The organism is Pseudomonas sp. CJQ_9 (genome assembly GCF_043106615.1).
GTDB classification, from domain to species: domain Bacteria; phylum Pseudomonadota; class Gammaproteobacteria; order Pseudomonadales; family Pseudomonadaceae; genus Aquipseudomonas; species Aquipseudomonas juntendi.
The window spans coordinates 23606-44817 of sequence record NZ_JBICMS010000055.1 but is presented as its reverse complement, the minus strand read 5'-3'; the positions used below and the strand labels follow the sequence as shown (position 1 = coordinate 44817).

At 62.8% G+C, this 21212-nt stretch carries 24 protein-coding genes; 9 read left to right on the top strand and 15 right to left on the bottom strand.

From position 1 onward, the window contains the following. Positions 1 to 52: 52 nt before the first annotated feature. From ACF8SD_RS10185 to mcpP, 10 genes are all read right to left on the bottom strand, one after another. Positions 53 to 2254, bottom strand: a complete 2202-nt coding sequence (locus tag ACF8SD_RS10185; RefSeq protein ID WP_173889490.1) for an LTA synthase family protein — start codon at positions 2252 to 2254, stop codon at positions 53 to 55. A 136-nt stretch (positions 2255 to 2390) separates the two neighbouring features. Then, positions 2391 to 3671 (bottom strand): hypothetical protein, encoded by a 1281-nt coding sequence (locus ACF8SD_RS10180; RefSeq protein WP_173889489.1) that lies wholly within the window; start codon positions 3669 to 3671, stop codon positions 2391 to 2393. Between the two features lie 46 nt (positions 3672 to 3717). Beyond that, entirely contained in the window at positions 3718 to 4470 is a 753-nt protein-coding gene (locus ACF8SD_RS10175; protein WP_173889487.1) for a hypothetical protein, read from the bottom strand. Between the two features lie 45 nt (positions 4471 to 4515). After that, positions 4516 to 5196, bottom strand: coding sequence for a C39 family peptidase (locus ACF8SD_RS10170; protein ID WP_173889485.1), 681 nt, complete (start codon positions 5194 to 5196; stop codon positions 4516 to 4518). A 62-nt stretch (positions 5197 to 5258) separates the two neighbouring features. Further along, positions 5259 to 6707 (bottom strand): heme utilization protein, encoded by a 1449-nt coding sequence (locus tag ACF8SD_RS10165; protein WP_173889483.1) that lies wholly within the window; start codon positions 6705 to 6707, stop codon positions 5259 to 5261. A 50-nt stretch (positions 6708 to 6757) separates the two neighbouring features. After that, positions 6758 to 7336 carry an adhesin gene (locus ACF8SD_RS10160; protein WP_110675939.1) on the bottom strand — a complete coding sequence of 193 codons (579 nt, stop codon included), beginning with the start codon at positions 7334 to 7336 and terminating at the stop codon, positions 6758 to 6760. 1 nt (position 7337) lies between these two features. After that, the gene (locus ACF8SD_RS10155; RefSeq protein WP_173891703.1) at positions 7338 to 7739 is read right to left on the bottom strand and encodes a hypothetical protein; all 402 of its coding nucleotides are present in this window, start codon (positions 7737 to 7739) and stop codon (positions 7338 to 7340) included. A 338-nt stretch (positions 7740 to 8077) separates the two neighbouring features. Then, positions 8078 to 8647 (bottom strand): AAA family ATPase, encoded by a 570-nt coding sequence (locus ACF8SD_RS10150; protein WP_392484898.1) that lies wholly within the window; start codon positions 8645 to 8647, stop codon positions 8078 to 8080. Next, complete coding sequence (pnuC, locus tag ACF8SD_RS10145; RefSeq protein ID WP_173889481.1) at positions 8644 to 9210, bottom strand: nicotinamide riboside transporter PnuC; 567 nt, start codon at positions 9208 to 9210, stop codon at positions 8644 to 8646. The genes ACF8SD_RS10150 and pnuC overlap by 4 nt, the downstream gene beginning before the upstream one ends. An 83-nt stretch (positions 9211 to 9293) precedes the next feature. After that, complete coding sequence (mcpP, locus tag ACF8SD_RS10140) at positions 9294 to 10928, bottom strand: methyl-accepting chemotaxis protein McpP (RefSeq protein WP_392484840.1); 1635 nt, start codon at positions 10926 to 10928, stop codon at positions 9294 to 9296. A gap of 298 nt (positions 10929 to 11226) precedes the next feature. Between mcpP and ACF8SD_RS10135 the strand changes: the two genes are divergently transcribed. Then, positions 11227 to 12057: an undecaprenyl-diphosphate phosphatase gene (locus ACF8SD_RS10135; protein WP_173889480.1), complete on the top strand. Its 831-nt coding sequence runs from the start codon at positions 11227 to 11229 to the stop codon at positions 12055 to 12057. After that, positions 12050 to 12463, top strand: coding sequence for a DUF1294 domain-containing protein (locus ACF8SD_RS10130; protein WP_173889478.1), 414 nt, complete (start codon positions 12050 to 12052; stop codon positions 12461 to 12463). Before ACF8SD_RS10135 ends, ACF8SD_RS10130 begins: the two co-directional genes overlap by 8 nt. Positions 12464 to 12492: 29 nt before the next feature. Here ACF8SD_RS10130 and ACF8SD_RS10125 read toward each other — a convergent pair whose 3' ends face one another. Next, complete coding sequence (locus tag ACF8SD_RS10125) at positions 12493 to 12837, bottom strand: MmcQ/YjbR family DNA-binding protein (protein ID WP_173889476.1); 345 nt, start codon at positions 12835 to 12837, stop codon at positions 12493 to 12495. Positions 12838 to 12845: 8 nt separating this feature from the next. After that, positions 12846 to 13748, bottom strand: coding sequence for a LysR substrate-binding domain-containing protein (locus ACF8SD_RS10120; RefSeq protein WP_009685443.1), 903 nt, complete (start codon positions 13746 to 13748; stop codon positions 12846 to 12848). A 133-nt stretch (positions 13749 to 13881) separates the two neighbouring features. Between ACF8SD_RS10120 and ACF8SD_RS10115 the strand changes: the two genes are divergently transcribed. The 5 genes from ACF8SD_RS10115 to ACF8SD_RS10095 all read left to right on the top strand — a co-directional run bounded on the left by ACF8SD_RS10115 (position 13882) and on the right by ACF8SD_RS10095 (position 16832). Continuing rightward, a complete protein-coding gene (locus tag ACF8SD_RS10115) occupies positions 13882 to 14493 on the top strand; it encodes an FMN-dependent NADH-azoreductase (RefSeq protein WP_173889474.1) in 612 nt (203 codons plus the stop codon). A gap of 252 nt (positions 14494 to 14745) precedes the next feature. Beyond that, the gene (locus ACF8SD_RS10110) at positions 14746 to 15630 is read left to right on the top strand and encodes an EamA family transporter (RefSeq protein ID WP_173889472.1); all 885 of its coding nucleotides are present in this window, start codon (positions 14746 to 14748) and stop codon (positions 15628 to 15630) included. 113 nt (positions 15631 to 15743) lie between these two features. Next, positions 15744 to 16064, top strand: coding sequence for a YbjQ family protein (locus tag ACF8SD_RS10105; RefSeq protein WP_173889470.1), 321 nt, complete (start codon positions 15744 to 15746; stop codon positions 16062 to 16064). 138 nt (positions 16065 to 16202) lie between these two features. Further along, positions 16203 to 16391: a hypothetical protein gene (locus ACF8SD_RS10100; protein WP_003253897.1), complete on the top strand. Its 189-nt coding sequence runs from the start codon at positions 16203 to 16205 to the stop codon at positions 16389 to 16391. A gap of 129 nt (positions 16392 to 16520) precedes the next feature. After that, complete coding sequence (locus ACF8SD_RS10095; RefSeq protein WP_173889468.1) at positions 16521 to 16832, top strand: hypothetical protein; 312 nt, start codon at positions 16521 to 16523, stop codon at positions 16830 to 16832. Positions 16833 to 16877: 45 nt separating this feature from the next. On the opposite strand, the gene ACF8SD_RS10090 is transcribed toward ACF8SD_RS10095, so the two are convergent. Together ACF8SD_RS10090 and ampC are read right to left on the bottom strand one after the other, a co-directional pair. After that, entirely contained in the window at positions 16878 to 17210 is a 333-nt protein-coding gene (locus ACF8SD_RS10090) for a hypothetical protein (protein WP_029884829.1), read from the bottom strand. A 300-nt stretch (positions 17211 to 17510) separates the two neighbouring features. Further along, a complete protein-coding gene (gene ampC, locus ACF8SD_RS10085) occupies positions 17511 to 18653 on the bottom strand; it encodes a class C beta-lactamase (protein ID WP_392484839.1) in 1143 nt (380 codons plus the stop codon). 119 nt (positions 18654 to 18772) lie between these two features. Between ampC and ACF8SD_RS10080 the strand changes: the two genes are divergently transcribed. Continuing rightward, positions 18773 to 19807 carry a bile acid:sodium symporter family protein gene (locus ACF8SD_RS10080; protein ID WP_392484838.1) on the top strand — a complete coding sequence of 345 codons (1035 nt, stop codon included), beginning with the start codon at positions 18773 to 18775 and terminating at the stop codon, positions 19805 to 19807. Here the strand turns inward: ACF8SD_RS10080 and ACF8SD_RS10075 are convergent, their stop codons facing one another. Continuing rightward, positions 19808 to 20368 carry a TetR/AcrR family transcriptional regulator gene (locus ACF8SD_RS10075; protein WP_173889462.1) on the bottom strand — a complete coding sequence of 187 codons (561 nt, stop codon included), beginning with the start codon at positions 20366 to 20368 and terminating at the stop codon, positions 19808 to 19810. Positions 20369 to 20457: 89 nt separating this feature from the next. Between ACF8SD_RS10075 and ACF8SD_RS10070 the strand changes: the two genes are divergently transcribed. Then, positions 20458 to 21189: an SDR family NAD(P)-dependent oxidoreductase gene (locus ACF8SD_RS10070; protein WP_392484837.1), complete on the top strand. Its 732-nt coding sequence runs from the start codon at positions 20458 to 20460 to the stop codon at positions 21187 to 21189. The last annotated feature ends 23 nt before the right edge of the window (positions 21190 to 21212 follow it).

Here is a 21212-nt window from a genome sequence, read left to right as displayed (position 1 = left end):
GGCCGCGCACACCGGCGTGGGCGGTGCCCTGCACCGCTGAGCTGTCGCCTGTTCAGCCAGAATGGGCGATAGGCTCGTCACCCAGTTCCTCGGCTGCCTCTTCATCGCCAGGCAGCGCGGTGATCACGCTGAAGTCGCTGACTTCCACCTGGCCGCCGCCATACCCCAGCAAGTGGAAGGAAAACGCCTTGCGATCGGTTGGGTTGTCGAAGCGGAAGTCCATCTCCAGTGGTTGATCGGTGGTGACTTGCACCTCGGCAGGCAGACCCAGCGGTACGTCCTGTTCCAGTTGCTTGGCCTTGAGCTGGATATAGGCCACGTGCCTTGGGTCCAGCGAGCGGACCTTGATGCGGACCCGGGTACGCGAGCCCCCCGGCATTTCCAGGTACTGGGCACCGATCAGGTTATCGGCCCAATCATCCTGGATGCGCTTGCGCAACCTGATCGGCGCAGGGCCGCCAAACTGGTAGCGCAGGTTCAGCGGCGTCTGCAGCAGCGACTGGTCGAGCACGCCGGCCAGGGCACCGATCTGCTGCCCGAGCAGGTTATCGCCGCTGCCAAGGTAGCGGGCCTGCCCGGCGATGAAGCCCTCACTGGCGTAACGCCGGCAACGTTGTTGAAAATCGCACTCGGTAAACACCCCTTGGCCGTTGTGGTAGCGCAGCATGCCGTTGGTGTAGGCGATCATTTCGCGGCCGGTGGCGTAGTCGCGGTACAGCGAGCGGCCGCCCAGGGCCATGGGGATCGGCAGCGAGAAGTAGTCGAGCAGTGAAGCGGCAAGGTCGATGTGGCCATAAGTCCCTTGCTTGAGCCTTGGCAATTGCGCCTGCTCCGGGGCCAGGGTCAGGTTGAAACCCCAGGAGGACGCCAGGCGCACACCGTCGATGCCATGCGACTCGTCGGAGGTCAGCACCACCAGCGTGTCCTTGAGTACCCCCTGGCGTTCGAGGCTGTCGAGGAACGCCGCAACCGCGTCGTCCAGGTAGGCCACTGCCGCCTGTTTCGGCGTGTCGAACCGTTCGAGGTACTCGGCCGGCGCGGAATAGGGCTGGTGGGTACCGACGGTCAGCAACGTGAGCATCCAGGGTTTGTCCTGCTGCTGTAAATGGCTCACGTAGCTCAATGCGCCCTCGAAGAACGCGCGGTCATCCTTGCCCCAGGGGAAGTCCAGGTAGTTCTTGTTGGCAAACCACTCCAGGCCATGTACAGCCTCGAAACCAATATGGGGCATGATGCGGTCCTTGGCCATGAAACGCAGGCCCGCACCTTGCAGGTAATGGGTGGTGAACCCGGCCTGGCGCAACTGCGCCGGCAGGCAGGCCTGGTTACGTTCGTTCTGGGTCAGCAGTTCCACGCCCTTGGGGGTGCCGTTGGCCAGCTTGTCGTAGTCGCCACACAGCATGGCGTACAGCCCACGAATGGTCTGGTGGGTGTGCAGTACGTAGTCCGGGGTATTCATGCCGCGCTCGGCCCACCTGCTGAGCTTGGGCATGAGCTCTTCATCGAAGGGGCTGTTCAACGCCTGACGGTTGGGCCGCAGGTAAGCGCCGGGGATGCCTTCCAGGGTGATCACCAGCAAATTGCGCGCACGGCCCGGGCCGTACAGCAGTCGTTGCCCGTGCAGGTCGGATTGCGTCAGGCCAATGCTGGGCAGGGGGGTGAAGGGCTGGGAAGTGCCCAGCCACTCATCGGCCTGGCGCTGTACCTGGCCCACGCCGGCAGACAGCAACTGATGGCCCAGGTTGTATTGCCGCCACTGGTCGGCATCGGAAGGTGCCAGTTGCTGGCTGCCCCAGTGGGCGCCGAACAGCACGACCGGGATGGCCCAGGCCTTGCGCGGCAGCGCCCGGCCGCGCTGTGTACGGCTGCGCCAGGCAAGCACCAGCCAGGCCAGCAGGCCGCCACCCATCAGCCAGGGCAGCCAGGCATGGGCCAGGCCGCCGCCGGTGGAGTTTTCCATGAACTGCGGGTCGGCCAGGTAGGCCAGGTCGGCGCTGGTTGGCAAACGGCCCACCGCGCTGACAAGTTCGGCCGAGGCGACCCACAGGGCCGCCCAGGCCAGCAACACCGGCAGCGCCAGCCACCACGGCCGGCGCTGCAGCAGTAACAGCAGCAGGCTGCCGAGGGCGAGGTCTGACAGGTAACCCAGGGGGTTGGACCAACCCAGCATGGCGCGCGCACCCAGTGGGATCACCAACAGCAGGCCTGCCAGAGCGGCAAGCCGGGCACGTGGGTGGTCGGACAGGTTCTTCACAAAAACTTCCCTTTTGCCATTGAATCGTCATCAAACTGTGCTGAATGATAACAGGCGAGCGGGCGGGAAGGCGGGCGCTACAAGGGTGGTTACCAAAAGCCGGGCCCGTAGTCGCGGGCCCGGCTGATGGCGAGGTTCAGAAGTAGTAGGGGAATTTCAGGCTGAAGGAAAAGTCCGGGGCGTCGTCGGTCAGGCCAATGGACAAGTTGGGCACGATGGTCAGGTTGTTGCTGGCGGCGAAGGTCAGGCCGATGTTGAAATTGGCCGCGTTGTAGTCACTGTTGGAAATCGACTGCCAGTCACCGCCATCCGGTTTGATCTTGCTCTTGCGGGCAAACTGGTCCGACACCGAGAACGACATGCTCATCTTCTCGTTGAGCGCGAACGCGATGCCCCCGCCGATTTGCCAGGAGTCGCCAAGCTTGACGTCGCCCGGCACCTTGCTGTTGACCTGCGGGCTGATGTCGCTGAACGAGTCCTGCATGTTGTAGGTGTAGGACAGGCTGCCGAACAGCACGGCCGGGTCAAAGGTCTTGACCAGCGAGATGCCTGGGGTGATCGACCACACGCCATTGCCCGTCGGCAGGCTGTCCGGTACCGCCAGGTTGTTGTTGCCGTCCACCTCGCGCAGCTTGATGCCGTACGGGTCCTTGCCGGTCGGCGCCTTGACCCGCAGGGTGGCCACGGCATCCGGCCAGGTTTCGTCTTCGTCGAGGAACTTGTAGGCCACGCCAACATTGATATCGCCGATTTCCGGGTCGCGCGTGACGGTGGCATCGGAGGTGGCCGCGCCCGAGCCGCCGGCACCGCCGGACGAGTAGGTGGATTCGCGATACACCACCGGCACGTTGATGTCGAACTGCCAACGTTGCGCCAGGTTGTAGCGCGCGGTCATGTCCAAGGTCCAGTTGTCGGCCTTGATGCGGTCGAGGTTGATGCTGCCCAGGAAAATCGAGTCCAGCGCCAGGAACCCGTTGAGGGTCAGTGCACGGGTGTCGTAGTGGGTATAGGTCAGGCCGGTCTCGAAGCTGAACTTGCCGCCACCGAAGAAGCCGCTGGCCTCGTCATACAGGTTGGACACGCTCTGCGCCGGCTCCGAGTCGGCAGCCAGGGCCTGGCCATAGGAACTGCCAGTGGTGCCAGGGGCGCCGGAAGCTACCGTCTGGCCACCCTTCACGCCTTCGGCAGGCGACTTGACCAGGCGTTTGGGTGGGGCCGCCGCCGGGGCTTCTTCAACCTGGCGCACGCGTTGTTCCAGCACCATCAACGCTTGCTGCTGGGCCTCATACCGGCGCTTGAGTTCGGTCAGTTCCTGCTTCAGTGCCTCGACCTGCGGGTCGGCAGCGGCATACAGCAATGTGGCCGGGGCCAGGGTAGTCAGACACACAAAAGCCTTGAGCGTAAAAGATCGGTACATGGAGTTGCCGTCCCTTCCAACTACTTTTGATGAGACTGAGCGTAGATCAGTATCCGAAAGTGCGAAGGCCTTTGAGCTGATCGAGGCTGCCATTGAGTGAAGCCGCTGTCGGCACGCTCTCGCGCATGACCACATTGAGGGAGGTGACGTTGCTGACCAGGTTGCCGTTGCCCAGCAGCGTGGTGTTCTGCATCAGGCCGCCCTGGGCCAGGCGTTGCATGCTGCTGCCCTGGTTGTTGCTGGCGTTGATGTTCAGCTGCACGCCCACGCCGCTGGCCGAGACACTCAGCGAACCGGCGCCGTTTTCTGCGTTCAGGGTCTGACCGGCGGCCAGCGCCTGGCCCTGCTGTTGCACCACCGGTGCCTGGTTGGCCTTGGTGACGTTGATGTCGACGTTGTTGTATGCGCCGTTGTTATCACCGGCGGCGCGCACTACCTGGGTGACGCCCTCGCTGGTGGCCAGCCCGGCACCGCCGGTCACGCTGCCGGTACCGGGCGCAGTGGCTGCCCCAGCCGCGCTGCCGGTGCCTTTTTCATTGATCGTCGACACGTAGAATTGTGGCTTGATTGTCGACGCTTGCACCTGCAGGCTGCTGCTGGCGCCAATCACGTCGCCTTTGGCATTTTGCCAGGTGCTGCTCATGACGATGCCGAAGCTTACGATGCGCCCCGGCATCACGTAGCGACCACGCAAATTTGCCAGTTCCTGGTCCTTCAATTCGATCGGTTTGAACGTTTCTGCATGAACCGGCAGGCTGGCAGCCAGGCAGGCCAAGGCCAGCAGGAAGGGGTTGTTCATGGCGGGCTCCCGGGAGCGTCATGCTCCTTATCATTGGACGAATCGTTAGAAGAAGTCGCTTTTGATGAAGCCAAAGTCCAGCAGCTCTGCGTCCTGCACCGGGGTGAAATTGTTCACTCGACCCTTGGCGGTCAGCGGCAGAGGCGGGTCGAGCAAGACATTGTTCTTGTCATAACCCTGGCCGATTACGGCGAAGATGATGCCGTTCCAGCCCTTGAGGAAGTCGTCAACCTTGTAGCGCCTGTGGCCCAGCACCGGGTCACCGACATACACCCAGCCCTTGTCGACTTTCTGCATGACCACGAAGTGCTTGTAGCCACGCACATCCATCAACACCACCACCGGTATGCGCACGCTGTGCAGGGTATCGGGCGCTACACGGTAGCCGCGGGCACGCATGCCCAGGCTTTCCACGTAGCGTTTCATGTCGAGCATCGAAAAGCCCTGGGTGCGCACCAGGTCCTGGTCGGCGTGGGCCAGCATGCCTTCGATGATTTGATGTTCGTCCACATCCAGCCAGTAGGCCTGGCGCAGGATGGTCGCCAGGGCAGCCGCACCGCAGCTGAAGTCGGTTTTCTGTTGCACCAGGTCGGCGAACTTGCGCTCGCGCACGCTTTGCAGGGGTTTGAATACCACGGCGCCGCCGGGCATCACTGCCAGCGGCATTTGTGCAGCTTCGCTCACGCTGGCCAGGCACAGTAAAAACGCCAAGGCGATAATGCGCATGATCGGATGCCTTCTTGTTCTGTTGAAGAAAGGCCCCCCCGAAGGGGGCCTTGATTGCAGCGTTAGAACGAGGTGTTGGAGATGGCCAGCGAGTTGCTCTGCTGGTTGCCTACACCGGCGGCCACGTTCACGCCCAGGTTGCCGCTGCCACCGTTGACCGAACCGCTAAGGGTTGCAGTGTTGGTAACAGGGTTGGCCCAGCCGGTCGGGGTCAGCACTTGGAAGGACACGGTATTGCTCAAGTCGTAAGCACTGCTTTCGCTGTAGCTCTTGGCGACGTCGTTGGAGGACTGATGCGATTGCTCGCCAGACTTGGAGAAGTCAGAGGCGGAAGCATTTTCGTACGAGGACTCATGAGACTTGGTGTACGAAGAATCGCGCGACTTGTCGTAGGAGGACTGGTGCGACTTGTCGTAGTTTGAGTCGAATGCCTTCTCGAAGGACGAGTCATAGGCACTTTCGTGCGACTTGTCGATCGAGGCGTTCAGCGAGGCGTTCAGCGAACCATCGAAGCTGCTGGTGCGCGAGCGTTCGCGGCGGCCGTCGTCGGTGGTGACCGTGCGGGTCGCGTCGGCTGCTGCAGCCAGGCTGGCGTTCAGGCTGGCACTGCTGGACGAGCTGTTGGAACCGCTGGCCGAACCGTTCATGCCCCAGCTGTTGGAACCGCTGGCGCTGGCACTGTTGGAGCCACTGGCGTTGGCGCTGCTCGAACCACTGGAGTTCCAGCCGCTGGAGCCGCTGTTGCTGGCGCTTTGCGAGCCGGCCACGCTGAAGCTCGACGACGCGCTGCGGTCATCGGTCGAGTTGAAGGTGCCGTCACGCGAGCTCGACCCGCTGGCCGACGTGGTGAAGGTCAGCGTGTCTACCCGGTAGGTGCGGTCGGCGCTGTTGTTCACCGTCAGGCCTGGGCCTGACTGGTTGGCGGAGGCGGTCGCCGTGGCGTTGCCCAATGGGGCGCCGGTGTTGGCGATGGCCATGGTGTTTTTCTGCTGGTTGAGGTCGCCACCGGCCACGTTGATGCCGATATTGCCTTCAGCCCCGCTGGCCGAACCACTCATCAGCGCCGACGATTGCGTCGAGTAGTTGTCTACCCGGTTGCTGCGGCTGGTTTGCACAACGTCGGCTGTGGCGTTGGCCATGCCGAACACGAAGCTGTTGTCCAGGCTCGATTCGGAGCCGGCGTTGGCGATGGCTGCAGCGTTGTCCTGCTGGTTGCCGTTACCGGCCGCGACGTTGATGCCGACGTTGCCGCTGGAGCCGGTGCCCGAGTCGCTCATCTCGGCTTCGTTGATGGTGCCTTGGTTGGTGATGCGATTGTTGGTACTGGATTGAGTGTCCCAGGCATTGGCGGTTGCATACACCGGGATCTTGGTGGCAGGAGGCGTGTGCTGGCCATTGTTGTTGCCATTATGGTGGTCACCGCGCCGGTCGTTTTGCCCAGCTTGTACAGCAACAGCCATGACCGCAGCAATTGCGAAAACCAGAGGCTTGATTGCCATCGAGGGTTTCATGGTGATTCTCCGTACTCTAGTAGGTTAAGTGTCGTTCTTAACTGAAAGGGTCAGTCCGCGACCCGGATGCTCAAGGTGTTGGCCATGCGGTTTCCCACCCCGGCACTCTGGTTCAACTGGATCACCCCACGGCTACCGGTGAAGGCCTGGTCACTGGTGGTGACCTGGCGATAGCCGGCTGGGATATCCGTTGCTCCGGAGTTGTTGAGCAGCGTCACGTTCTGTTGCATGAGGACGCTGTCGTCGATGCTTTGCGGTTGTGCGCCAATGCTGATGCGCATGGCATTGGCTTGTTGAGTGTTGGCGCCTGCACTCTGGTTCACCCCCAGGGCGCCGCTGCCGTTACTGAAAGCGTTGCCCTGAATGGTCGCGCGGGCGTCCATCCTCGGGTCGGCGGGGGTGTTGAGCTGTTGGCGGATCTGGGTACTGGCGTTGGCCTCGGGACCAACGGCGATGGCGCGGGCATTGGCCTGCTGCTGCTGGTCCCCGGCGGCCTGGTTGACGCTGAGGTTGCCTTGGTAGCGGCTGCCGGAACTGTCGATGTCAGCGTTGTTGATGACCGGAACGGGGGACTGGGCGAAGGCGGGCGCACTGCACACTGCAGCCAGCATCAGCAGCATGTACTTCATCTCACTTGCCCCCGCCGGTCAGGATTTGCAGCGGCGCCAGGCCACGTTGCACGCTGGAGTTGACCATGTTGGCGATGCCGTTACCGGAACCACCGGTACCGCGGCCGCCGGCCAGGTTGGGCAACTGGTTCTGGTTGCCGAGGTTGCCGCCCAGGTTGTTGGTCTGCTGGGTGATCATGTTGCTGATGCCAGCGCCGCTGCTGATGGCGGCGAAGTCGCCGTCGCTCAGCTCGTTGGTCTGCTTGAGCACATAGGCAGAGGGGTTGGCGTTGACGGTGGTCGGATTGGGATCGGGCTGCAATGGTGGGATGGTGGCGTTACGCACCTGCACGTCGCGGGTGATGGTGATGATCCCTTTGTCGGCCTGCGCCGTCAGGCTCAGTGACCCCAGTACGCAGCCCATCAGCAAGGCGTGATAAAGGTGGTTGGCTGTTTTCCTCACGACGGCACTTCCTTCTTTGAGCGCTGGGCCTGATCAGCGATGCGAAGGACAGAGCAGAAGGTGTGCCGCTTTTTGAATTGGTATGAAAATCAGGCGCTTGGCGATGACAGCTAAGACGCACGTGGGGTGTGGTGTGTCAGCCGTGAAACAGTTGCACACCGGCATGGCCGGGCGGGCCTGCTGTGGCGGCGCCGGAAGGGGGATTTCGCAGCGGTGTTTCACCCGCTTGACACTCACCCCGCGAGTGGGGGCAGCCGCCTGATTTCGGGGGTTGTGCCGCAGGGGCCTGTGTCAGTGGCTTAACACTCGGTGGGGCAGGCTGGCGTATCGCTATCAACGAGTCTAGCAACCGCTTGCAGGGCCAACAACTGGCGCTGTGGCCAACTGCCTTCAATTATTTGGTACACCTGCCCATGCTGCTGCAACCAGGCCCGGCTGTCTTCGAAAAAGCGTTGCCGATCGCGCACGTCCGGCTGGCTGCGCTGGCCGTCGGCGACCCATTCCACGCCGTGTGGGCTTAGCAAAAGATGCAGGTCGTAATGCCGGGCGAGCAGGGCCTGTTCCAGCCAGGCCGGGCAGTCGCCGAACAGCGTTTGGCTCCAGAGCATGTTGCTGAGCAGGTGGGTGTCGAGAACCAGCAAGGGGGGCGCCTGCTCGCGGGCCTGGTCTTCCCACGCCAGTTGGCCACGGGCAATGCTGGGGATATCGGCATAGCAGGTATCGCGGCGCTCCTGCTCGATGAAGTGACGCACGTACTCGGCCACCACCAAACCGCCAAAATGCGCTTGGATCACCCCGCTGAGCCAGCTTTTGCCGCTGGACTCGGGGCCGCACAGCACCAGTACTTTCGTCGCCTGCACCGCGCTCATGGCTGCACCAATGCCGGGTCGCGTTGCCATTCCAGCCAGCCGCGTACGGCTATGAGGGTCAAAACCGCGAACAAACCTGCTGTGAAGTACAGCTGCTGGTGCAGGTACAGGCCGACATAGAGGGTGTCGACCACAACCCAGAGGGCCCAGCATTGCAGGCGCTTTTGCGCCATCCACAGTTGTGCCACCAGGCTGAAGCCGGTCAGGGTCGCGTCCAGCCAGGGCATTGCGGCGTCGGTCCAATGGGCCATGGCCGCGCCCAGCGCGGCACTGAGCAGCACCCCGACGGCCAGGCCGGCAAATAGCGCCGGGCCATGCAAGCGCGAGACCTGGCGGGCGTCTTCAGTGTGGTCGGGGCGTTGCCATTGCCACCAGCCGTACAGTTGCAGGAGGGCGTAGGCCAGTTGAAGCAACATGCCCGAATACAGCTTCACCTCATAGAACAGCCAGCCATAGATCAGCACCATGACCAGGCCGATCGGCCAGCACCAGGCGTTCTGCTTGACCGTGAGCCAGACAGCGATGACGCCGAGGACGGCGGCGATGAGTTCAAGGCCGGACATCGGCGATCCTTGGCTGCGGGGAAGGGGCGCGATTGTAGCTGGTCGGCGGGCGAAGGTGTAGCCGCGCCCGCCGGCAGCCCTTACTACACGCGGAACTGGCGCAGTAACTGCTCCAGCTCTTCGCTCAACTGGCCCAGGGCCACCCCGGCATCGCTGGACTGGCGCGCCGCATCGGCGGTTTGCTGGGACAACCCGGCAGTGTCCAGCACGTTGCGGTTGATCTCTTCGACCACATGCGCCTGCTGCAGGGTTGCACTGGCAATGGACGCATTCAAGGCGGTGAGGTTGTTCAGCGCCTGATTGATGGCGTCCAGGCTGGCGCCGGCCTCGCGGGCCTGTTCGACGGTCTGGCGCGAGGCCTCGCTGCTGGTGTCGATTGCCCGCACAGCGGCGTCCGACTGGCTTTGCAGGTGCTCGATCATGGTATGGATCTCGGCCGTGGACTGCGCGGTGCGCTGTGCCAGCAGGCGCACCTCGTCGGCGACCACGGCAAAGCCGCGGCCTTGCTCCCCAGCCCGGGCCGCCTCGATGGCCGCGTTCAGCGCCAGCAGGTTGGTTTGCTCGGCAATCGAACGGATCACGTCGAGCACGCCGCCGATGCGCGTGCTGTGCCCGGCCAGGTCGCGGATCACCTGCACAGCCTGTTCGATGGTCAGCGACAGCCGGTCGATCTGCGCCAGGCTGCCGTGGATGGCTTGCTGGCCCTGGGTGACCTGCAGTTGGGCGCTGTGCATTTCCCCAGCAGCCTGTTCGGCCGTCTTGGCCACGTCCTGCACGGCGTAGGTCACTTCGTTCACGGCGGTAGCCACCTGGTCCATCTGCAGCGACTGCTGGGCACTGCGCTGCTCGGCGGCACCGGCGTTGTCACCCACGTGCCCGGCCGACTGGGCCAGCGCATGGGCGGCCCCTTGCAATTGGCCGACCACGGCCTGCAGCTTGCCATTGAAACGGTTGAAGTGTTCACCAAGGCGGGTGATTTCGTCGCGACCATGGGTGTCCAGGCGCCGGGTCAGGTCACTTTCACCACTGGCGATATTGCCCATGGCCTGCACCGCTTCCTGAAGGGGGCGGGCAATGCTGCGGGCGATCAGCATCACCACCAGCGCCATCAGCAGGGCAATGCCCAGGCCAACCAGCGAGGCATCGCGCAACTGGCGGGCGAATTCGGCCTGCACGTCATCGACGTACACGCCGGACCCGATGATCCAACCCCACGGCTTGAACAGTTGGATGTAGGAGGTCTTGGCCACCGGTTCGCTCGCCCCGGGCTTGGGCCAGCGGTAGTTGACCGGGCCCGCGTCGTGCTGGCGCGCCAGGGCGACCATTTCATTGAACACGGCAAAGCCGTCGGGGTCGCGGATAGCAGACAGGTCCTGGCCGTCGAGCTTGGGGTTGGTCGGATGCATGATCATCTTCGGCCCCAGGTCGTTGATCCAGAAATAATCGTCGTGGTCGTAGCGCAGGCCCCGGACAACTTGCAGCGCTTGCTGCTGGGCGGCTTCACGGCTGAGCGTGCCGGCTGCCTCCAGGCCCTGATAATACGCCAGTACCCCAGCGGCGGTTTCCACCACGTGGTGGGTCTTTTCGGCTTTGGCCTGGTACAGGTCGCCGTGGATCTGGCGCAGCATCAGCAGCCCCAGCACCACCAGCATGGCCACCGCCACCACCAGGATCAGCCACAGGCGTTGGCTGATCGACATTGATCTCAAAGTGTTCATCCAGCCGCTCCCACATTGTTCTTTTTATTCATCTGCATCCAAGCACGGTTTGCAGCCATGCCCCACTCGACTAATGGCTAAGTGCTATCCTTGTCTCAGTCTGCAGACGGTTGCGTAACGGATTTGCAAAGGTGCTCTGACAGGATTTCGGCCGCGCAAGATGAAACCTTTAGCCGCCGTGAACTTTTCCACTGGCGCTGGTCCCAACAGTCGCTGTAAAAAGCCGGTCCGCGTGCGGCAATCGTCAACAGATCAAGAACAAGGGGCCTGCTGCGAGCAGCGCTCCACCGGGGGAATGATGGATTTTTGGACTGCCTTCCAGGCAATCATCTTGGGCGTAGTAGAGGGGCTGACGGAGTTCCTGCCGATTTCCAGTACCGGCCACCAGATCATCGTCGCCGACGTGATCGGTTTTGGCGGTGAACGGGCCATGGCTTTCAACATCATCATCCAGCTGGCGGCGATCCTGGCCGTGATGTGGGAGTTTCGCAGCAGGATTTGCGAGGTGGTTTTGGGCTTGCGCAGCCAACCCAAGGCACGGCGCTTTAGCGGCAACCTGTTGTTGGCATTCCTGCCTGCGGTCGTACTGGGCGTACTGTTCGCCGACCTGATCCACGAGTACCTGTTCAACCCGGTCACCGTGGCGGCAGCGCTGGTGGTGGGTGGGGTGATCATGTTGTGGGCCGAGCGGCGCACGCATCGGGTAGAGGTTGACCATGTCGACGACATGCGTTGGAGCCATGCGCTGAAAATAGGTTTCGTGCAGTGCTTGGCCATGATCCCCGGCACATCGCGTTCAGGTTCGACCATCATCGGCGGGCTGCTGTTCGGTCTGTCGCGCAAAGCGGCCACAGAGTTCTCGTTCTTTCTCGCCATGCCGACCATGGTCGGCGCGGCTGTGTATTCGGGCTACAAGTACCGCCACCTGTTCCAGCCGGATGACTTGCCGGTGTTCGCCATCGGTTTCGTCACCTCGTTCATTTTCGCCATGATCGCCGTGCGTGCGCTGCTCAAGTTCATCGCCAACCACAGCTATGCCGCGTTTGCCTGGTATCGCATCGTGTTCGGCCTGTTCATTCTGGCTACCTGGCAGTTCGGCTGGGTCAACTGGACCTCGGTGCATGGCTGAGGGGCGTCGTGCCGCGCCGCTGGACGGTGTACGCAACCTGCGCCTGAAGCTGCTGGTGCTGGCCGTGTTGTGCGTGCTGCCAGGGCTGGGCGCGTCACGCATGGCCTGGCTTGACCAGGCCTGGTGGCCATTGGCGCTGTACCCAGCGATGAGCCTGGTCAGCGTCATGCTGTACTGGCAGGACAAACACCAGGCACGTCAGCAGGCCTGGCGCACGCCCGAAAAAGTGCTGCATGCCAGCGAGCTGCTGGGTGGCTGGCCGGGTGCGTTGCTGGCGCAGCAGCTGTTCCGGCATAAGACCCGCAAGGTTTCTTACCAGTTGCTGTTCTGGGCAATCGTACTGTTGCACCAGGTGTTCTGGGCAGACTGGCTGTTTTTCGGCGGGCGCTTTCTGCCTTTAGGGTGATGGGTGGCACCGAAGCGGGGCAGCCGGTCTCACAGCAGTAAACCCACCTGTAACCGCTTCGGCAACCGTTGCACCACCAGCTGGTGCGAGCGCTGCAGTAAGTCACACAGTTCGTCCCGGCCCATGGGGTAGGGCGGCGCCATGCTGATCCAGCGTGCCCGTGCCAGGTAAGGCGCAGGTCGCACCCCAGGGCGGTCGCAATAGCCGAGAAACAAATCGTCGGCCACCTTGAACGACAGCCCTGCGCCGGCCAGGTCGAGTACCGCGAACATCTTGTTGCCGGCCACCGAGAACACCCGGATACCCCCCCACTTGTAGTCTTCCTGGGCACCCGGCAGGTCCAGGCAGAACGCCGCTACTTCAGCTTCGCTCATGTTCGCGTTCATACGTATCGTTCTCCACACGCCTCGAACGACGCCGCCAGATGGTCGATCCACACCCGTACAGCCGGTAACAGGCCGCGCCGGTGCGGGTAAACCGCCTGCAGGTAGCCACCTGGCAGCGACCACTCAGGCAGCAGGCGTACCAGCTCGCCGCGTTCCAGTTCCGCCTCGCAAAACATGCTGGGTAGTGCAGTAAAGCCCAGGCCAGCTCGTACAGCGGCATTACGTACTACGAAATCGTCGATCGCCAGGCGCGGCTCCAGGGCCAGGTCCTGTTGCTTGCCGTTGGGGCCGAGCAGCCGAAAGTGCACCAGCCGGTCTGCCTCGGCGGCGCCCAGTACCGGCAACGTCGCCAGTTCGGCAGGGTCGCGAATGTGGTCGGCGAAGCCTGGGGCGGCAACCAGCTGCATTTGCGCCTGGCGCAGGCGGCGGGTGACCAAGGCCGGGTCTTCATCGCCCAGGTCGCGCACGCGCAGGGCAACGTCAATACCTTCGGAAATCAGGTCGACCCGGCGGTTGAGCAGTACCATGTCCAACTGCACCAGTGGGTACTGTTCGAGAAAGCGGCTGATCACCTGCGGCAGAAACGCGTGGGCCAGCGCCACGGGGCAGGACACACGCAAGCGCCCGCGTGGTTCGCTGCTCATGCTGGCCACCGTCTCATCGGCAGCTTCGGCCTCCAGCAGCATGGCCTGGCAGTGATGCAGGTAGCGCTCGCCGACTGCGGTGAGTTTCAACTGCCGGGTAGTGCGCTGCAGCAGGCGGGTGCCCAGGCGCTCTTCGAGTTCGGCAATGCGCCGGGACAAGCGTGACTTGGGAATGCCCAGCTGGCGCCCCGCTGCCGCAAAACCGCCGGCTTCCACTACGCGGGCAAAATAGAAAAGGTCATTGAGGTCTTGCATGAACAGCTCTCATTGTTCCACTCATGAGACAAACTAACGCATTTTATGCAACTTATCAGTCATTAATCACCCCGGTAGGATTCTCTCCATCGTGATCGCTTACTGATGCGGTCTTCATTCACAGGAGAGTCCCATGAAACTGTTGCACATCGATTCGAGCATCCTGGGTGACAATTCCGCATCGCGCCAGTTGAGCCGCGAGGTGGTCGAAGCCTGGAAAGCCGCAGACCCCAGCGTTGAAGTGGTGTACCGCGACCTGGCTGCCGATGCCATTGCACACTTCTCTGCTGCCACGCTGGTAGCCGCTGGCACCCCGGAAGACGTACGCGACGCCGCCCAGGCATTCGAGGCCAAGCTCAGCGCCCAGACCCTGGAAGAATTCCTGGCCGCCGATGCCGTGGTGATAGGCGCGCCGATGTACAACTTCAGCGTGCCGACCCAGCTCAAGGCCTGGATCGACCGCGTTGCGGTGGCCGGCAAGACCTTCCGCTACACCGAGGCGGGCCCTGAGGGGCTGTGCGGTAACAAGAAGGTCGTGCTGGTTTCGACCGCGGGTGGCCTGCACGCTGGCCAGCCAACGGGTGCTGGGCATGAAGACTTCCTGAAGGTGTTCCTGGGCTTCATTGGTGTCACCGACCTGGAAATCGTGCGCGCTCACGGCTTGGCCTACGGCCCGGAGCAGCGTACACAGGCGCTTGACGCCGCACAGGCGCAGATCGCCAGTGAGCTGTTTGCGGCGGCTTGATGCACAGCGATAAGGCTTGCAAGGCTCAGGTGCCGGCAAGTCCGCGCTGCTGATCGTGCCCTGCTCAAGGGCACTGGAAACCCGTGAATACGCAGTGTTCGCGGGTTTTCTGCGTTATGCATCAACGTTACAGGTTGACGCAACAGTCAGACTGTTGCGCCAGCCTAGGCCACAACTGTGCTGGTCCTCTTCAGAGTTATAGCCTTATGCTGTAACGAAATATGTCTAGAACGCCTGAAGAAGGAATCTGCCGTGCCGCTCAAGGACCTGCTCATCGCCCTGGTGGTGATTGTTGCCTGGGGAGTCAACTTTGTAGTCATCAAGGTTGGCCTCGACGGCTTGCCACCGATGCTGTTGGGGGCACTGCGCTTTTTGCTGGTGGCGTTTCCCGCGGTCTTGCTGGTCAGGCGACCCAAATTGCCCTGGCGCTGGCTCATCGCCTACGGCGCAACCATCTCTCTGGGCCAGTTCGCCTTTCTCTTCCAGGCCATGTACAGCGGCATGCCTCCAGGGCTGGCTTCGCTGATTCTGCAATCGCAGGCATTCTTTACGCTCGGCTTCGCCGCGCTGTTCCTCGGTGAACGGCTGCGCCTGGCCAGTGTGCTGGGACTACTGGTGGCGGCCAGTGGCCTGGCCCTGATCGGCAGCGAAGACGGTGGCCACGTGCCGATGGTGGCGCTGCTGCTGACATTGTGCGGCGGTGCCATGTGGGGGCTGGGCAACATCATTACCCGGCGCTTTGGCTCGGTCGACCTGGTGGCCCTGGTGATCTGGGGTGGGTTGATCCCGCCGTTGCCGTTCCTGGCGTTGTCCTGGTGGCTGGAAGGCCCAGAGCGTATTGGCCATGCGCTTGCCAACATCAGCCTCAGCTCGGTGCTGGCGCTGGCGTACCTGGCTTTTGTCGCCACCATGATCGGCTACAGCCTGTGGAGCAAGCTGTTGTCGCGCCACCCGGCCGGTAAGGTCGCGCCTTTTTCGCTGCTGGTGCCGGTGATCGGCTTGAGTTCGTCGGCATTGCTGCTGGGCGAACGACTGACCGCAATTCAGGGCTGGGGCGCATTGTTGGTGATGGCCGGGCTGCTGGTAAACGTATTCGGCGCGCGGATCGGCCGGCGCTTGCGTGCGGCCAGCGCCTGACGCGAGGGTGGCTGAAGCGTTGACCGGGTGGTATGGCTCCATTCCCAATTGCCAAAGTGAGGCTCTGTTAGAATCGGCCTCATTGTACGAGACCAGGCCAACGGAGCGCTTGCATGATCATTTCCACTACCAGCCAACTTGAAGGCCGCCCGATCGCCGAATACCTGGGCGTGGTCAGCGCCGAATCGGTACAGGGCATCAATTTCGTCCGGGATTTCTTCACGCGGGTTCGCGACGTACTGGGGGGCCGTTCACAAACCCTGGAAAGCGCACTGCGCGAGGCCCGCGAGCAGGCCACCGAAGAGCTCAAGGCGCGCGCCCAGCAGTTGCAAGCCGATGCGGTAGTCGGTGTGGATTACGAGATCAGCATGCCTTCGGTACAAGGCGGCATGGTCGTCGTGTTTGTCACCGGCACCGCAGTGCGGCTGCGGTGAAGGCCGGTTTGCCACTGGTCGGCTGTCTCGGCTTTGCCGCACTGGTCTGTAAATGACCGGCTAGTCTCATTTTTACAGGCCGCGTCACTTGGCAGCTTTTCTGGTTGCCGGCGCGTTGCCGCTGGAGGGAGACAGGGCATGAGCGAATCTTTTTTCGAAGATCTTAACGATGCGTTTCCGATCAACAGCCAGGTGCGTTGCGGCCAGGCGGCATTCCGGCTGGGGTTCGCCCACATGACCCTGGATGATTCCGAGCAGCTGCAGCCTGCCCATCTGCAGCGCAGCAAAAAGGGCCGCTTCATGCCCCGGGTGCCGCTGAAGAAGTAACCCCGCGCTTTCCGACGGCGGATTTTTTCTGGCCATTCGTTGACCCGCCTCATGAAATGATTGGGTAACACTCGCCGGCCCGCCAAGACTGTGCTTTGCTGACGCCACATTCGAGCAACGGAGGATTGGATGCTCATGCGCGTCAGGGAACAGACTTATTGGCAATGGGCGGACGCCCACCTACACAGCCGCAGCCACGACGAAGCGCTCAGCGATGGCACCACACTGGATGTGCAGGTGCGCTTGTCGCGCCTGGGCGCAACGCAATTGTTCCTGGGGTTGTATGCCGGGGATGGGCGGGCGTTGGTGGAGGAGTACTACCCCGCGCGGCCGGGCGAGACCATGACCCGTGCCATGGTTTGGGGTGTCGACCGCGCCAGGGCCATGGCGACAGGGGCATTGCCGTTGCCGCCAGCCCGCCGCCAGCGGCGCCAGGCATGAAAAAGCCCGGCCTGTTCAGGCCGGGCTCTGCTAACGGTGGCAACCTCAATTGAGCGGTTCGATCACCTTGACCGCCTGCTGCTCACGGGCAGCGGGCCACTCCTGTTGCAGGGTCTGCAGCACACGGCCAACGAACTCGGTGTCGGCGGCGGCCTTCTTGCCAACGTAGCCTTGGCCACGACGGTAAACCTTGAAGCGGGCACGCATGCTGGGCAGGTGCTCTTCAAATTCAGCTTCGACGGTATTCGGTGGCAGGCGATCGAGACGCACTTCACCGGTTTGGCTGACCCACAGCAGGTGGTCGTCCAGGCTGTCTTTGCGGCCGGCGAACAGCTGGGCCAATTGGTCGATTGTCGGATTGTTGTTCAAGTTCATCATAAAGCCCCCATTACCCATTCGTAGGTGATTTTCACAGTTGGCGCTACCACGGTGTAGCGCACTACCAACGCTGCTACAGCAGCATCGCAACAGGGGCTTTCTCACGCTGCCTTTTGGACAGTTTCCCGCTCCACGAACGGCCTGCGTTACCGCGCAGGCCGTTTGGAATACCCTTGCCACCGCCCCCGATCAGGGAGACAGCTTCATCATGCACAAGGGCGATGAACGGCGTCAACCATTTTGTAGTGAATATTTTTTCTCACTACATAGTGTCGATTTGTTCGACAATCCGCGGCGTTTCTACAGGTCGGAAAGGATCGCAACGGCAGCACGTACCCGAGCCTCATTGGGGTAATTGCGGTTGGCCAGCAACACCACCGCCAGCTGTTCGGCGGGCACGAACGCAGCGTAGGCACCAAAGCCATTGGTAGAGCCGGTCTTGTTGTACCAGGCCGCAGGCAGCGCTGGGAGGGCTGGCTGCAAGCGCGTGACTGGCTGCGGTTCACGGATCAGCCTTGGGCTGTTGCCATCGACCAGCGTGTCCAGTGCGACCGGGTAGGGGTAGCGTTCCCAACCCAGGCCCTGGGTCATGGCGCCGACCTGAAAGTAGCCTTGGCGGGTAATGCTCAAGGCTTGCTGCAGCGCCGGTGGCAGGCCCTGCGGCTGCAGGTGCAGGCGCACATAGCGCAGCAGGTCGCGGGCGCTGGTCTTGATCCCGTAGGCTTCGTCGGCGTAGGGGCCGGGGCTGACGCGTACCGGCTTGTCGGCGGCATCGTAACCTTGTGCGTACAGGCCCTGGGCGCTGGCAGGCACTTGCAGATAGGTGGCGCGCAGGCCCATCGGTACCAACAGCCCTTCGCTCATCAGTGTCGAAAACGAATGCTGTTGTGCGCGGGCGGCCAGGTCGCCGAACAGGCCCAGGCTAGGGTTGGAGTAGCAGCGCTGGGTGCCGGGTTTGGCGCGTGGTTGCCAGTGCCGGAAGAAATCTACGACCTGCTGCGGCGTGTGGACGTCATCCGGGAACTGCAGCGGCAGGCAGTCCGCGCTGTAGGCGCCGAGATCGCGAACGGACGCCTCGCCCATAGGGGCGCCTGCCAATGCCGGGTGGTAACGCTTGGCCGGCGCCGACAGGTCCAGCTTGCCCTGTGCGCTGGCCAGCGCGGCCAAGGTGGCGGTATAGGTCTTGCTCAACGAGCCGATCTCGAACAGCGTGTCACGGCTTACCGGCACGTCGTCGGCCTTGCTGGCCACGCCGTAACTGAAATAGTGCGCACGGCCGTGGGCATAAATGGCCACGGCCATGCCGCTGATGCCCTGCTCCAGCATCAGCGGGCGGACGACCTGGTCGACCTTGGCCTGCAACGGGTCGTGAGCCTGGGCGGTGGTAGGGCCCAAGGCAAGCGTGATGGTGGTGGCAAGCAAAGCATTGCGCAAGCGCGGCATGGGCGGTTCCTTGTGTGCATGGTGTCCGTTGAGCGATACCCCAGGGGGTTCCGGCGTTAGCGCTGAAAAGCCGGAAACCTTATCGTCTGCCCTTGCACAATGACAAGACGGGAGCCGTGATGAAGTATTTGCGCATGCTGTTCGACAATTTCACCCTGGCCTTGCTCGGGGTGGTATGCATTGCCACTGTATTGCCTTGTTCAGGCGACGGGGCGGTGTACTTCGGCTGGCTGACCAACCTTGCCATCGGCCTGCTGTTCTTCCTGCACGGTGCCAAGCTGTCGCGTGAGGCGATCATCGCTGGCGCCGGGCATTGGCGCCTGCACCTGCTGGTGTTCTCCTGCACGTTCGTGCTGTTCCCGCTGCTGGGGTTGGCGTTCAAGCCGCTGTTCGTGCCACTTGTAGGCACTGAGCTGTACCTGGGTGTGCTGTACCTGTGCGCCTTGCCCGCAACCGTGCAGTCGGCCATTGCCTTCACTTCGCTGGCCCGCGGCAACGTGCCGGCGGCCATCTGCAGTGCGGCGGCGTCCAGCCTGCTGGGTATCTTCCTCACCCCATTGCTGGTGATGATGTTGCTGGGCGCCAGTGGCGATACTGGCTCCGGCCTGGATGCGGTACTCAAGATCACCTTGCAACTGCTGGTGCCCTTCGTGGCCGGGCAGATCGCGCGACGCTGGATTGGCGCTTGGGTCAAGCGCAATGCCCGCTGGTTGAAGGTGGTCGACCAGGGGTCGATTCTGCTGGTGGTGTATACCGCCTTCAGCGAGGCAGTGGTGACCGGTCTGTGGCACACGGTTTCGCCACAGCACCTGGCCGGGTTGTTCGCGGTATGCGGCATTCTGCTGGCGGTGGTGTTGTTCGCTACCCGTTTGTTGGGCAAAACGCTGGGCTTCGACCTCGAGGACCGTATCACCATCCTGTTCGCCGGCTCGAAGAAAAGCCTCGCCACTGGCGTGCCCATGGCGCAGGTGCTGTTCGTGGGCAGTGGCATTGGCGCGATGATCCTGCCGCTGATGCTGTTCCACCAGATCCAGTTGATGGTGTGCGCAGTGCTGGCACAGCGTTATGCCAGCCGTGAGGAGGGTTTGCCAGAGGCTTTGGCAGGCGCTGAACGTGCTGCGGCGGGCACCCGCCAACCCCCAGCCAACCCGTGATCAGTCGCCCTCCAGCGCGCGTTCGACAAACGCGCGGCTGGCGCCAAGCACCTGGCCTTGCACGCTTTCGCTGACCAGCATGCGGCCAACCAGCAGTGCACCCACGCACTGGCTGATCAATACCCAGGCCAACTGCTCATCCTCCAGGGTGGCGCTCCAGGCCTGGTGCAGCTGCAGTAACCAATGCTCGGCCACTTCCCGCACAGGCGCGTCAGCGCGGGCTATCTCCACCCCTAGCGGTGGCAATGGGCAACCCTGCTCGGCGTTGTGCAGGTGCGCCAGGCTAAGGTATTGCTGCAGGCAGCGGGCCAGGCGCTCGCGGCTGGCACCTTGGTTGGCCAGCCGGGCGAGTGGGCTGTTGCAGAGTTCCTGCCGGACCACCTCGGTGAACAGGTCATCCTTGGACGGGAAATGGTTGTAGAACGCCCCCCCGGTCAGGCCAATGGCTTTCATCAAGCCGGCGACGCCCGTGCTGGCAAAGCCTCCACGCTTGGCCAGCGCACCGCTGCTGGCGAGCAACCGTTCACGGGTCTGCTGCTTGTGTTCGTTTGAGTAGCGCATGGGCGTGCCTCTGCAAGACGGCTTGACGAAAGTTGGCATCATAGCATAGCGTTCGTTTACTAAACGATCATTTACCAATAGGTGCAAGCATGTCAGAACAACCGAAGGTCGTGCTGGTGATTGGTGCAGGGGACGCCACCGGCGGCGAGATTGCCAAGCGTTTCGCCCGCGAAGGCTATATCGCCTGTGTCACCCGGCGCCAGGCTGGCAAGCTGCAGCCGTTGCTGGAAGAAATACGCGCTGCCGGTGGCCAGGCCTACGGGTTCGGCTCCGATGCGCGCAAGGAAGACGACGTGGCGGAACTGGTCGAAACCATCGAGCGCGATATCGGCCCGATCGAAGCCTTTGTGTTCAACATCGGTGCCAATGTGCCATGCAGCATTCTGGACGAAACCCCACGCAAGTATTTCAAGATCTGGGAAAAGGCTTGCTTCGCCGGCTTTCTGACTGCCCAGGCGGTAGCCCGGCGTATGGTCCGGCGCGAGCGCGGCACGCTGCTGTTCACTGGCGCCACCGCCGCAACCCGTGGCGCGGCCGGTTTTGCCGCCTTCGCCGGCGCCAAGCATGGCTTGCGCGCATTGGCCCAGAGCATGGCCCGCGAGTTGGGGCCGCGCAATATTCATGTCGCCCATGTGGTGGTGGACGGGGCCATCGACACTGCCTTCATTCGCGACAGCTTCCCCGAGCGCTACGCCCTCAAGGATGAGGGTGGCATCCTCAACCCTGCACACATCGCCGACAGCTATTGGTTCCTGCACGCCCAGCCCCGCGACGCCTGGACCTTCGAGCTGGACCTGCGGCCCTGGATGGAAAGCTGGTAAACCCTTTTCCCTGCAAGGACATG